Genomic DNA, 13256 nt, shown 5'->3' with positions numbered 1-13256 from the left:
GGGGACTGCATCCACCCAACGGCGGGTGGATACAGTCTGTATTCTACCAGACAGCCCCTACCTGTAAAAACTCAGCGGCAGAGGACGAAGCCGCCTGCCCCCTCTGGCCGAGCGGGCTCTTCTCACATTCCCATCGCCTGGAGCATGAGGCCGGAGCCGAGCAGCGATTGGCCTCCATCGCAAACCATGATGGAGCCGGTGATGTATGAGGCTGCATCGGACGCCAGGAAAAGCGCGAGTTGCGAGATGTCTTGCTTTGTCCCGAAACGCTGCAACGGCAGGGCACGGGTGAGCTTCTCGCGGGTCTCGCCACTGGGAGCGAGCCGATTCATACCCTCGGTGTCCTCGATGGGGCCGGGGGTGATGGAGTTGACGCGCACGCCGGCCCCACCCCACTCGATGGCGAGGGTGCGGGTGATCATGTCCACACCGGCCTTGGCGGCACAGACGTGGGCCTGCATGGCCATGGGCAGGTAGGCCTGGGGCGCGGAGATGTTGAGGACGCAAGCACCCGGCTTGCGCAGGTGCTCGAAGGCGGCGCGGCAGGCGTTGAAGGTGCCCAGCACGTCGATCTCCAGCACCGACTTGAAGCCGTTGGAGGACATCCCGAGGGCGGGCGCGGGGAAGTTGCCGGCCGCGCCGCACACGAGGATGTCCAGCTCCCCGTACGCGTCACGCGCCGCCTGCATGGCCTTCTCCATGGACTCGTAGTTGCGCACGTCCGCGGGCAGGCCCATGGCGGTGCCGTGCTGCTGGAGCCCCTTCACGGCGGCCTCCAGCTTCTCCACGTTGCGGCCGTTGATGACCACCTTGGCGCCAGCCTTCACGAACGCCTCGGCGATGCCGAGGTTGATGCCACTGCTGCCGCCGGTGATGAACGCCACCTTGCCCTGGAGCAGCCCCGACTTGAACACGTCCGACATGTGATTCATCTCCCCTGGAAGCGCGGAGGCCGGCGCTCGGCGAACGCGGCGAAGGCCTCGGCGAGGTCATGCGACTGAAGGAAGGCGGAGTTCCACACCGCCACGTAGCGCAGGCCGTCCGCCACGGACTTGCCCGCGCAATACTCCATCACCTGCTTGGCGCCCTGGACCACCAGCGGCGGGTTGTCGGCGATCTTCCGCGCGGTGGCGCGCGCCGCGGCCAGCAGCTCCTCGGGGGTGGCGAAGACCTGATTCACCAGCCCCATCTGGAGGGCCCGGTCCGCGTCCACGTCCCCGCCGGTATAGGCGAGCTCGCGCGTGTTGCCCTCGCCGATGATGCGAGGCAGCCGCTGCAGCGCGCCGAGGTCCGCGGTGATGCCCACGCGCACCTCGCGCAGGGAGAACTTCGCCTCGCGCGAGCAGTAGCGGAAGTCACACGCGGCGATGAGATCCATGCCACCGCCGATGCACCAGCCATGCAGCGCCGCCAGCACGGGCTTGCGGCAGCGGGCGAGCCCCTCGGTGGCGGCCTGCATCTTCTCGATGAGCTGGAGCAGCTTCGTGCGCTCGAGCGCGAGGTTGCCCTCGCCGAGGATGAGCGGCCCGAGCGACTCCGTCATCGCCATCAGGTCCAGGCCGTAGGTGAAGTTCGCGCCGTCGCCGCGCAGGAGGATGACCCGGACCGAGTCATCCGCGTCGAGAGCCCGGAGCGCCTCGGGCATCTCGCGCCAGAAGTCCGGGCCGAGCGCGTTGCCCTTGCCGGGACCGGTGAGCACCAGCTCGGCGATGCCGTCCGCCTGCTCGATGCGAAGAGACTGGTATGCCGCCGTCATTCAGGCCCTCCCTCGCGAGGAAGGGCCCACTTGAGCAGAACGGGCGGGCAGCGTCCACGCCCGCGCTCAGCCGAACTCGACCACCTTCATGCCGAAGAGCCGCTCCACGGACTGGATGAGCTCGTCACTCACCTGCACCTTGAGCGACGTGTTGCCGATGAGCGCCTCGGCCTCGTTGGTGAAGAGCAGGCTCACGGCCACCGGCGTGGCGCCCTCGTACTGCTTGACGAGCTTCGCCAGCTTCTCCATCCGCTCGTCCGTGGCGAGATCCACCGGCAGCCGGAACTCCAGCCGCCTGGTGCGCTTCTCGCGCACGGCCTTGAGGCTCTGGATGTCCTCGACGATGAGCTCCGCCACCGGCGTGTCCTCGTCGCGCTGATTGATCTGGACCGTGCCCGTCACGAGGATGGGGTCATCGCTCTTGAGCAGCGGCTCCCAGTGCTCGAAGCCGGGCTTGGGCCCCGACTTCGTCCACTTGCCGTCCTTGCCCATGACGTTGCGCGTGCCGTCCTTGCCGGGGAAGCACACCAGCTCGATGGAGCCGGACAGGTCCTCCAGCGTCACCCACGCCATGCGCTTGCCCGTCTTGGTGGGCCGCTCGCGCAGCGCCGCGACGATGCCGGCGATGGTGAGCTTCTCGTCCTTGCGCGCACGAGCCACCGCGGTGATGGGCCGGGCGTAGCGCTTGAGCTCCTTGTCGTACTGGTGCAGCGGGTGGCCCGACACGTAGAAGCCGATGGCCTCCTTCTCCAGCGACAGGCGCTCCTTCTCCGGCCACTCCTCCGCCTGGACGTACTCGTCCTTCATCCCGCCGCCGCCCCCCGAGGAGCCACCCCCCAACATGCCGAAGAGCGAGCTCTGCCCCGCGGCCTTGTCCTTCTGGCTGCTGGAGCCGCGGCTCATGGCGCGCTCGATGCTCTCGAAGAGCTGGCGCCGCGGGCGGTTCTCGAAGTCGAAGGCCCCCGCCTTCACCAGCGCTTCGAGCACCTTGCGGTTCACCTTGCGCGAGTCCACGCGCTCGCAGAAGTCGAACAGGCTCTTGAAGGGCCCTTCCTTGCGCGCCTCGACGATGGACTCGATGGCGCCCTCGCCCACGCCCTTGATGGCGCCCAGGCCGAACCTGATTTTTCCCTCCACCGCGCCGAAGGCCATGTCCGACTGGTTCACGTCCGGCGGCAGCACCTGCACGCCCGACTGGCGCGCCTCGCCGATGTGCAGCACCACCTTGTCGGTGTTGTCCTTCTCGCTCGTGAGAAGGGCCGCCATGAACTCCACGCGGTGGTGCGCCTTGAGCCATGCCGTGTGGATGGTGACCAGGCCGTAGGCCGCCGAGTGGCTCTTGTTGAAGCCGTACTCGGCGAACTTCTCCATGAGGTCGAAGATTTCGCCGGCCACCTTCAGGTCGACGTTGTTCTTCGCGCAGCCCTCGAGGAAGCCGGCCCGCTCGGCCTGCATGACCTCGGCCTTCTTCTTGCCCATGGCGCGGCGCAGCAGGTCCGCGCGGCCCAGGGTGTAGCCTCCCAGCACCTGGGAGATCTGCATCACCTGTTCCTGGTAGACGATGACGCCGTAGGTGTCCTTGAGGACGGGCTCCAGCTTCGGGTGCGGGTACACCACCGGCTCGCGGCCGTGCTTGCGGTTGATGAAGACGTCCACCATGCCCGAGTCGAGCGGACCCGGGCGGTAGAGCGCGCCGGCGGCGACCACGTCCTCGAAGCAGGACGGCTTGAGCTTCATCACCATTTCGGTGAAGCCGCTGGACTCCATCTGGAAGACGCCGGCCGTGTCGCCCTCGGCCATCAGCTTCCAGACCTCGGCGTCACCCTCCAGCGGGATGTCCTCGCGCAGGATGGGCTTGCCGTTGGGCGGGTTGCGGTTGATGAGGTTGAGCGCGTTCTGGATGACGGTGAGCGTCTTGAGGCCGAGGAAGTCGAACTTCACCAGGCCCGCCGCTTCCACCTCGTCCTTGGCGAACTGGGTGATGAGGGTGTCTTCCCCCGGAGGCTGGTAGGTGGGGACGAACTCCCACAGCGGCTTGTCGGCGATGACGACGCCGGCCGCGTGCATGCCCGGCTGACGGTGCAGGCCCTCCAGCGCGAGGGCGATCTCCAGCACGTCCTTGGTGGTGACGTCCTTGCCCTCCACCTGCCCGATGGCGGTGGGCTTCTCCATCATCTCCTTGAGGCGCGGCTCCTGCTCGATGGCGTCCTTGAGCGTGATGCCGAGCACCTCGGGCACCAGCTTGGCGATGCGGTCCCCCTCGCTGAAGGGCAGCGCGAACACGCGGCACACGTCGCGCAGCACGCTCTTGGCCTTGAGCGAGCCGAACGTGATGATCTGCCCCACGTTGTTCTCGCCGTACTTGCGGCCCACGTACTTGATGACCTCGTCGCGCCGGTCCTGGCAGAAGTCGATATCGAAGTCCGGCATCGACACGCGCTCGGGGTTGAGGAAGCGCTCGAAGAGCAGGTTGTACGGGAGCGGATCCAGGTCGGTGATGCGCAGGCAGTAGGCCACCAGCGAGCCGGCACCCGAGCCACGGCCCGGGCCCACCGGAATCCCGTGCTGCTTGGCCCAGTTGATGAAGTCCTGGACGATGAGGAAGTAGCCGCTGAACCCCATCTTCTGGATGACGCCGATCTCCAGCTCCAGACGGGCCTTGTAGGGCTCCCGGTCCACGGGCGGCTGGCCCGTGCGGTAGCGCGCGATGTCGATCTCCTTGAAGCGCTCCTCGAGGTTCTTGCGCGCCAGCTCCGCCATGAAGCTGTCGGCGGTGTGGTCCCCGGGCACCTGGAAGGTGGGCAGCATGGGCTTGCCCAGCTTCAGCTCCAGGTTGATCTGCTCGACGATGCGCTGGGTGTTGTGGACGGCCTCGGGGGTGTCCTTGAAGTACTCCAGCATCTCCTGGGGACTGGTGACGTAGAGCTTGTCCGTGGAGTGCTTCATGCGCTTGCCGTCCGCGAGCGTCTTGCCGCTGGCGATGCACATGAGGAGCTCGTGGGCGCGCGCGTCCGACTGCTTGATGTAGTGCGCGTCCGCGGTGGCGCACAGCCCGATGCCCAGGTCCCGGCCGAGCTGCTTGAGGTTCTCGTTGGCCTTCTCCTGCTCGGGCATCCCGTTGGACTGCACCTCGAGGAAGAAGTGCTCGGGCTCGAAGATGTTCTTGTACTCGAGCGCCGCCTTGCGGGCGTGGTCCATGTCCCCGCGGAAGGCCGCGCCCGTCACTTCGCCACCCAGGCACGCGGTGAGCGCGAAGAGACCCTTGCTGTGGTCCTTCAGCAGCTCCTTGTCGATGCGCGGGTGGTAGTAGAAGCCCTCGCGGTAGGCCATGGACGAGAGGTACTTGAGGTTGTCGTACCCCTCCTTGTTCTTGGCCAGGAGGATGAGGTGGTGACCCACCTTCTCCGTACGGTCCTTGCGGCCCTTGGGCCCGGCCACGTACGTCTCCATCCCGATGATGGGCTTGATGCCGGCGTCCTTGGCCTTCTTGTAGAAGTCGATGGTGGCGAACATGTTGCCGTGATCCGTCACGGCCACGCTCGTCATCCCCTTCTCCTTCACCGTCTTGATGAGGTCCTTCATCCGGATCGCCCCATCGAGGAGCGAGTACAGGGAGTGCAGGTGCAGATGGGTAAAGGACATGGCGGGAAAGTAGTCAGGAAGAGGGTCTACAGCACCACATTTGTTCAGGGTGGCGGCGCTCGCCAGTTTCCGGCCGGACGCCGCGTCCGGAGCCGGAAAATCGGCCCCGGCGCCTTGTGGCATGGCTCACACGGGCCGTGAAGGAGCCATCAGGTCGGGCATGGCCCGGGTGGCCTGGCACCTGGGGTGCCCCTCGGAAGCCCCCTGGCCGGGCGGCCGGGCAGGCGTGCCGGGACGGGTTCTCCGTGGCCCCGGAGCCTCCCGCGGCGGCCTTCACACTTCTTTACGCCCGCGCAAAGCGCCCGCAACGGGCCTCTCGCATTCTGTCCACCGTCGCCGATTGACGGCGCCCACGAACAGAAAGCGGGGCCCCCAGGGCCCCTGGGAGTTACACGCCATGACCACGAAGAACAAGCTGATGATCGCCGGTTCCGCCGTCCTCGCCTTCGTCCTCCTCACGGGCTTCCGCGGGGGACACTTCGGCGGCCCCCGCGACCCCGAGCGCGTGAAGCAGATGATCACCTGGCGGATGGATGACCGGCTCGAGGAGCTGAAGGCCAGCGAGCAGCAGAAGCAGGCCCTCCACGGGCTGAAGGACTCGCTCTTCGAGGACGGCAAGCGCCTCTTCGAGGAGAACAAGGGCGCCCGGGCGCAGATGGTGGAGCAGTGGGAGTCGGTCAACCCGGACGCCAACGCCGTGCACGCCCTGGTGGACGCGCGCATGGACGCCTTCCGCGCCTTCGCCCACAAGGTGGCGGACGCCGCCCTCCAGGCCCACCGCATCCTCACCCCGGAGCAGCGCCAGCAGGTGACGGAGAACGTTCGTGAGCGCATGAACGCTCGCTAGCCCTCGCCTACCGCCCGGTATCCATCCATGCACACATCCGGGCACAATCGAGCCCACGGACACTGCGGAGTGCGCCCCCAGGTGAGTAACCTGGGGGCGTGCCCCAGAACTACGACGAGTACGCCCGCCGCATCCGCGGCTACGCCCAATTCGCCGAGGTGAACGAGTACGCCCGTGTCGTCGAGGGTGGTGTCGAGTACCCACTCTTCCGGCTCACGACACCCGGCGACCGTTGGCTGGTCATCACCTCCGGCTTCCACGGTGAGGAGCCCGCCGGCCCGCTCACGCTCTGCCACTACTTCGCGGACATCTCCGCCTACGCCCGGGAACGCGGCGTGGGGCTGCGCGTGTACCCGTGCATCAACCCCTCGGGCTTCGTGGACGGCACGCGCTACAACCGCGGCGGGGAGAGGCCCAACAACGACTTCCTGCGCTACGAGACGGCGCCCGGCGAGTGGAAGGGCGAGCTCACCCGCGATGAGCCCTTCCTGCGCTGGGCCCTCTACGAGGGCGGACCCAAGGAGACGCGCGCGGTGCGCTCGGACATCGCGCGCTACCCGGCTCCCGCCGCGGCGCTGGACATCCACCAGGACAACTACCTGCCGGACCCCGCCACCTACGCCTATACCTTCGGGGACAAGGCCGCCTACCGGCCCTTCATGAAGGCCGCCGCGGCGCACGCCCAGGTCATCCGCGACGAGAAGGTGGACGAGCACAACCGCACCGACCCGGACGGCCTCATCGAGTACCACGACGGCAGCGTCACCGATTACTTCATGCGCCTGGGCGTGCCCTACACCACGGCGCTGGAGACGACCACCCGGACTCCGCTAGAAGCCTGCCACGCCATCAACCTCATCTGGATTCGCGGCTTCATCGACCTGGCCGCGCGTGGAAGCGGGAGCACATGATGATTCGCCGTCCTCTGGGCAACACCGGTCTGCAGGTCTCCGCGCTGGGATTTGGAGCAGGACCGGTGGGCAGCCCGGAGCTGTCCGAGTCCGGCGCCGAGGCCCTCTTGAAGGGCGTGCTGGACGCGGGCATCAACCTGCTCGACACCGCGCCCAGCTACGGGCAGTCCGAGGAGCGCATCGGCCGCGCGCTGCAGGGGCGGCGGCAGGACTTCGTGCTCTCCACCAAGTGCGGCTACGGCGTGCCCGGCGTGGAGGACTGGACCGGGCCCTGCATCACCCAGGGGATTGAGCTGGCCCTGCGCCGGCTGCGCACGGACTTCCTGGATGTCGTTCACTTCCACTCGTGCCCCGTGGAGGTGCTGGAGCGCCCCGGCGTGGTGGACGCGCTCCGGCAGGCCGTGCAGCAGGGCAAGGTGCGCGTGGCCGCGTACTCGGGTGAGAGCGCGCCCCTGAGCTGGGCCCTGCACTCGGGGGCCTTCGGCTCCGTGCAGACGTCCGTGAATGTGTTCGACCAGAAGGTGCTGGACTGGGCCCTGCCCCTGGCCCACGAGCGGGGAATCGGGGTCATCGCCAAGCGTCCCCTGGGCAATGCGCCGTGGCGTCACGCCGAGCGTCCTTCCGCTCCGGATGTCGCGACGTACTGGGACCGGATGCGCGCCATGGGCCTGGAGACCGGGGGGATGGACTGGAGCGAACTGGCGCTGCGCTTCGCCGCCTTCGTGCCCGGCGTGGCCACCTGCATCGTGGGGACGACGCGGATGGAGAACCTCCAGCGCAACGTGCACGCCCTGGAGAAGGGTCCGCTGCCCGAGTCCCTGGTGGAACGCATCCGGAACGCGTTCCGCCAGCATGACCACGGGTGGGAGGGGCTCATCTGATATTCCCTCATTGAATGACGCCCTTCCTCTTCACCGTCGTGGTCTTCCTCATCTCGCTGGGCGCGGGAGCGCTGGGCTCGCTGCTCGGGCTCGGAGGAGGACTCATCCTCGTCCCGGTGCTCACGTTGATGCTCGGGGTGGACATCCGTTACGCGGTGGGTGCCTCCATCGTGTCCGTCATCGCCACCTCCAGCGGCGCGGCGGCGGCCTACGTCCGCGAGCGCCTCACCAACCTGCGTGTGGCCATGTTCCTCGAGCTGGCCACGACGGCGGGCGCCCTCTCCGGCGCGCTCCTCGCGGGCTTCATCGGTGGGCGCTGGCTGTACATCGTCTTCGGCGCGGTGATGGGGTACTCGGCGCTCGCCATGTTGCGCAAGCTGGGCGGCGAGGCCCGCGCGGCGGTGCCCGTTGCTCCCGACGCGCTCGCGGACCGCCTGGGACTCCACGGCAGCTACTGGGATGAGGAGGCGGGCCGTGAAGTGCCCTACCGCGTCACCCGCCCGCTGACGGGCCTGGGCCTCATGTACGCGGCGGGCACGGTGAGCGGGCTGCTCGGCATCGGCTCGGGGGCGCTGAAGGTGCCGGCGATGGACCTCGCCATGCGCCTGCCCCTCAAGGTGTCCACCGCCACCAGCAACTTCATGATTGGCGTCACCGCCGCGGCGAGCGCGGGCGTCTACTTCGCGCGCGGCGATATCGATCCCTTCATCGCCGGCCCCGTATGCGTCGGCGTCATGCTGGGGGCCTTCGCCGGCTCGCGCCTGCTGTCGAAGGTGAAGAGCACCTGGCTCCGGGGGCTCTTCGTGCTGGTGCTGTTGTGGGTGGCCATCCAGATGCTGCGCAAGGGGGTGAGCCCGTGAGCGAGCCGTCCGCCGTCGAGGTGAAGTCCACCCAGCCCGGGCTGGCGCGCGAAGCCGTGGGCCCCGAGGTGCTCATCAGCCAGCTGCTGCGCCTCGGGGTGCTGCTCAGCCTCTCGCTGGTCTCGGCCGGCATGGTGCTGACCTTCTTCCACCACCCCGACTACTTCTCCTCGACCCAGGCCCTCCAGCGCCTCACGGCCCCGGAGCACACGCTCCATTCGCTCGATGGGGTGCTCGCGGGCGTGGAGGCCATCCGGGGCCAGGCCCTGGTCATGGTGGGGTTGCTGGTGCTGATGGCCACCCCCGTCCTCCGGGTGGCCCTCTCGCTGCTGCTCTTCAGCAGGCAACGGGACCGCATCTTCGTCGGGGTGACGTCCGTGGTGCTCGGCCTGCTGCTCCTGTCCTTCCTGCTCGGCAAGGTGGAGTGAGGGAACGCTGGACGGGCGGGGCCGCTCGCTGGCCTGACTGCTCGGAGGCCCAGGGTGCACGGCCGGGGAGGAACCCTGCTCCTGGGAGGCGCTCGCACTTCCTAGCTTTCACGGGCGTGGGTCTCTCGTCGGAATCGGAGCGGTCGGCTTTTCCTCCGGGGACGGAGACCTCGAGACGCGCAGCGCCACCGCTCGGCGGCTTCTTCCGCGGCCTGGCGGGCGTGGAGAAACGCTTCTGGGTGCTCGTCGTCGCCGTGGGCCTCATCTCGGGCGTGGGAGCCGTGGTGCTCCTCCGGGTGCTGCGCATCACCCAGCACCTCTTCTGGCGCAGCGAGGTGGAAGGCTTCCTCGCGGGCGTCGTCGCCTCGCCGCCCTGGCGCCGCTTCCTGGTGCCCGTGCTCGGCGGAGGGCTCGTCTCCCTGATGACCCTGCTCGTCGGGCGGCCGCTGCGGGGGCACGGGACGGCGGGCATCATCGAGTCCATCTGGGTGAAGGCCGGCGAGCTGCCCCTGCCGCGGGCGCTCTTCCGGGGCTTCATCTCCATCGTCGCGGTGGCCCTGGGAGCCCCCCTGGGCCGCGAGGGCGCGCTGCTGCAGACGGGAGCGGCCAGCGGTTCCGCCCTGGCCCGCCGGCTGCGGCTCCCCTCGGGACAGGCCCGCCTGCTGGTGGCGTGCGGGGCCGCCGCGGGCATCGCCTCCGCCTACAACGTCCCCATCGGCGGCGCGCTCTTCGGGCTGGAGGTGCTGCTGGGCAGCTTCGCGCTCGAGCTGTTCGGCCCCATCGTCGTCTCCTGCGTGGTGGCCACGCTCGTCTCGCGCGCCCTCGTCGCGGACCACCCCAGCTACGTCATCCCCCACTACGTGCTGACGCACCCCCGGGAGCTGCTCCTCGCGCTGCTGCTGGGCGTGCTGGTGGGCGCCGCCTCCGCCCTCTACGTGCGCGTCATCAACCTGCTGTCGGACACGCTGGACAAGGTGCCCCGCCGGTTCCAAGCGCTCCAGCCGCTGGTGGCGATGAGCCTCGTGGGACTGGCCGCCATCTGGCTGCCCGAGTTGCTCGGCAATGGCTATGACGCGGTGAACGCGGCGCTGCTCGGGAGGATGTCCCTGCTGCTGCTCGCCCTCCTCCCGCTGGCCAGGCTGCTGGCCACGTCCATGTGCGCGGGCGCGGGGGTGCCCGGCGGTCTCTTCACCCCCTCGCTCTTCTATGGCGCCCTGCTGGGCGGGGCCTTCGGGCAGGTGGCGGGAATGCTGTGGCCCGGCGGGGCTCCGAGTGGAGCCTACGCGCTGCTGGGCATGGTGGCCGTGCTCGCCGGCACGACGCACGCGTCCGTGTCCGCCGTGCTCCTCATCTTCGAGATGACGGCGGACTACGACTTGATGCTGCCCTTGATGCTGTGCGCGGTGATCTCCGCGGCGGTGAGCCGCAGGCTGGAGCCGGAGTCGCTCTACACGTCCGTGCTCAACCGCCGCAACGTGCGGATGCCCGCCAGTGTCCCCCACTGGCTGAGAGAGGAGGGAACCCGCGCCCTGCTCAAGCCCGTACACCAACGCCTCCCGCCCTCGGCGCCCTTCCAGGAGGTGGTGGTGCTGTTGCTGGAGCAGCCCCCCGGAACGGACCTCTACGTCACGGACGAGCACGGCCGGCTGCTCGGCACCATCGTCCTGGATGACCTCAAGGGGCACCTGCCGGACCACAGCCTGCTGGAGGCCACGGTGGCCGCGGACGTCATGGACTCGAGCCTGCCCGTCATCACCCCGGAGCTCTCCCTGGCCGAGGTGGCCAGGAGCTTCGGCAAGACGGCGCTCGAGTGCCTGCCCGTGGTGGACCATGAGCGGCGCCTGCTGGGCACGGTTTCCAAGAGCGACGTGTTGCAGAGAGGGCAGTTCTGACGGAGCGGAGGGCCGGCATGGACAAGAGGACTCGCGCATGGAGCATCGTGGCCCTGGGCCTCCTGTGTGCGGTCCTGGCCTATGTGCTGCTGCGGACGCCCCCCAAGGTGGGCCACTCGCATGACACCCCACGGGAACACCAGGCCGCGAGCACACCGGCGGCGCATCCCCCCTCCACGGAGCCGAAGTTCGACCCGAACATGTACCGGGGGTGGCCCCTCTTCCTCGGCTGGCCCCTGCCCGAGGTTCCTCCCCCCGACTGGGGAACCGGCGGCTCGGCCCCACCTCCCCCGCCGCCACATCGGCCCCCTGACCAGCAGTGAGAGGGGACGGCGTGCCCTCCCCTTGCCAGCGGAGGAGGCTCCCCGCACACTGCCTCGTCCATGAGGAGCGCCAGGGCCGGGCGCACCCGCCTGGAGGCCGTCGTGAGGCGCTGGAATGGTTGGGGAGACGCCGCCGTCAGCTACCCACTGCCGGATGCCACCGCCGCCGTCCTCGCGGAACGGCTCGGCCCCGGGACTCCGCCCCGGGATGCCTCGCTCGCCGAGGTGCTCGCCTCCGTTCCTCCCTCCCGCCTTCCGCCCCACCCGCTCGTCTCCACCGAGCCCGAAGTCCGCCTGCGCCACGCCCGCGGCCAGAGCTTCCCCGACCTCATCGTCCTGCGCGGCGGCCGCGTCCCCGCCTTCCCCGATGGGGTCGCCTTCCCTCGCGATGCCGGGGAAGTCCGTGCCCTGTTCTCCTACGCGCGTGACGCCGGTGCCCGCCTCATCCCCTTCGGCGGTGGCACCAGCGTCGTCGGCCACGTCAACGTCGCGCCCGGTGACGCCCCCATCCTCACCGTCTCCCTCGAGCGCCTCCAGCGGCTCCACTCGCTCTCCGAGGAGGACCGGCTCGCCACCTTCGGCGCCGGGGTGAGCGGCCCCCGGCTCGAGGAGGCCCTGCGCGCCCGTGGCTACACGCTCGGGCACTTCCCCCAGTCCTTCGAGCTCTCCACGCTCGGTGGATGGATCGTCACCCGCTCGCGCGGGCAGCAGTCGCTCGGCTATGGGCGCATCGAGAACCTCTTCGTCGGAGGACGGCTCGAGTCCCCCGCCGGCACCGTGGTGCTCCCCTCCTTCCCCGCCAGCGCCACCGGGCCGGACCTGCGGGAATTCGTGCTCGGCTCCGAGGGGCGCATGGGCATCCTCACCGAGGCCACGGTGCGCATCTCCCCGTTGCCCGAGCGCGAGGACTTCCACGCCCTCTTCTTCCCCGACTGGGAACGCGCCCGCACCGCCGTGCGCGAGCTGGTGCAGAGCGGCACGCCCCTCTCCATGCTGCGGCTGAGCACGCCCCAGGAGACGGCCATCAACCTCGCCCTCTCCGGCCACCCGCGCATGGTGAAGGTGCTGTCCGGTTCCCTCTCCCTGTTCGGCGTGGGCGCGGAGGGCTGCATGCTGGTGCTCGGCGTGTCCGGCAGCCGGTGCACCGTGGAGTCCGCGCAGCACACCGCCATGGGCCTCGCGGGCCGGTACGGCGGGGTGCGCGTGCCCCTGCTGGGACAGAAGTGGCTCAAGGGCCGCTTCCGCGCCCCCTACCTGCGCAACGCCGCCTGGGAGCGCGGCTGGGGCGTGGACACCGTGGAGACGGCCACCTCCTGGAGCAACGTGCCCCGTCTGCTCACCGCCGTCGAGGACGCCCTGCGCGGAGCCCTCGCGGACCAGGGCGAACGGGTCCTCGTCTTCACCCACCTGTCCCACGTGTACGCGACCGGCTCCAACCTCTACACCACGTTCATCTTCCGGTTGGGGAAGGATGCCGGGGAGACCCACGCACGCTGGCTCGCGCTCAAGACCGCCGCCAGCCGCGCCATGGCCGCCCACGGCGGAACCATCAGCCACCAACACGGCGTGGGCACGGACCACCGGCCCTGGCTGGAAGCGGAGAAGGGCGCACTCGGCCTCTCCGCCATCCGCCAGATGCTGGGAACATTCGATCCATCGGGCCTGCTCAATCCGGGCAAGCTCGTCTGAGACTGGCAGTCGGGGGGAGTCGCAACA

At 69.2% G+C, this 13256-nt stretch carries 11 protein-coding genes; 8 read left to right on the top strand and 3 right to left on the bottom strand.

Features of this window, described 5'->3' with window-relative positions:
• Positions 1-122: 122 nt before the first annotated feature.
• From VFZ09_RS07015 to dnaE, 3 genes are all read right to left on the bottom strand, one after another.
• The gene (locus tag VFZ09_RS07015) at positions 123-923 is read right to left on the bottom strand and encodes an SDR family oxidoreductase (protein WP_329726705.1); all 801 of its coding nucleotides are present in this window, start codon (positions 921-923) and stop codon (positions 123-125) included.
• Between the two features lie 5 nt (positions 924-928).
• On the bottom strand, positions 929-1756 hold the full coding sequence (locus tag VFZ09_RS07010; protein ID WP_329726704.1) for a crotonase/enoyl-CoA hydratase family protein: 828 nt from the start codon (positions 1754-1756) through the stop codon (positions 929-931).
• Positions 1757-1822: 66 nt separating this feature from the next.
• Complete coding sequence (gene dnaE / locus VFZ09_RS07005; RefSeq protein ID WP_329726703.1) at positions 1823-5398, bottom strand: DNA polymerase III subunit alpha; 3576 nt, start codon at positions 5396-5398, stop codon at positions 1823-1825.
• A 397-nt stretch (positions 5399-5795) separates the two neighbouring features.
• Between dnaE and VFZ09_RS07000 the strand changes: the two genes are divergently transcribed.
• The 8 genes from VFZ09_RS07000 (at position 5796) to VFZ09_RS06965 (ending at position 13229) form a co-directional block, all read left to right on the top strand.
• A complete protein-coding gene (locus tag VFZ09_RS07000; protein WP_329726702.1) occupies positions 5796-6245 on the top strand; it encodes a Spy/CpxP family protein refolding chaperone in 450 nt (149 codons plus the stop codon).
• A gap of 98 nt (positions 6246-6343) precedes the next feature.
• Entirely contained in the window at positions 6344-7156 is an 813-nt protein-coding gene (locus VFZ09_RS06995) for a hypothetical protein (RefSeq protein WP_329726701.1), read from the top strand.
• Complete coding sequence (locus VFZ09_RS06990) at positions 7153-8037, top strand: aldo/keto reductase (protein WP_329726700.1); 885 nt, start codon at positions 7153-7155, stop codon at positions 8035-8037. The genes VFZ09_RS06995 and VFZ09_RS06990 overlap by 4 nt, the downstream gene beginning before the upstream one ends.
• A gap of 14 nt (positions 8038-8051) precedes the next feature.
• Complete coding sequence (locus VFZ09_RS06985; RefSeq protein WP_329726699.1) at positions 8052-8897, top strand: sulfite exporter TauE/SafE family protein; 846 nt, start codon at positions 8052-8054, stop codon at positions 8895-8897.
• Complete coding sequence (locus VFZ09_RS06980; protein ID WP_329726698.1) at positions 8894-9325, top strand: DUF1634 domain-containing protein; 432 nt, start codon at positions 8894-8896, stop codon at positions 9323-9325. The genes VFZ09_RS06985 and VFZ09_RS06980 overlap by 4 nt, the downstream gene beginning before the upstream one ends.
• Before the next feature lie 221 nt (positions 9326-9546).
• Complete coding sequence (locus VFZ09_RS06975; protein ID WP_329726697.1) at positions 9547-11217, top strand: chloride channel protein; 1671 nt, start codon at positions 9547-9549, stop codon at positions 11215-11217.
• 17 nt (positions 11218-11234) lie between these two features.
• Positions 11235-11540 carry a hypothetical protein gene (locus tag VFZ09_RS06970; protein WP_329726696.1) on the top strand — a complete coding sequence of 102 codons (306 nt, stop codon included), beginning with the start codon at positions 11235-11237 and terminating at the stop codon, positions 11538-11540.
• Between the two features lie 102 nt (positions 11541-11642).
• On the top strand, positions 11643-13229 hold the full coding sequence (locus VFZ09_RS06965) for an FAD-binding oxidoreductase (RefSeq protein ID WP_329726695.1): 1587 nt from the start codon (positions 11643-11645) through the stop codon (positions 13227-13229).
• Positions 13230-13256: the final 27 nt, after the last annotated feature.

Origin of the sequence: Archangium sp., assembly GCF_036277355.1 — a bacterium.
In the GTDB taxonomy this organism is placed as follows: Bacteria; Myxococcota; Myxococcia; order Myxococcales; family Myxococcaceae; genus Archangium.
Note: the sequence above shows the minus strand (reverse complement) of the source record. Positions and strands in the feature narration are given on the sequence as shown.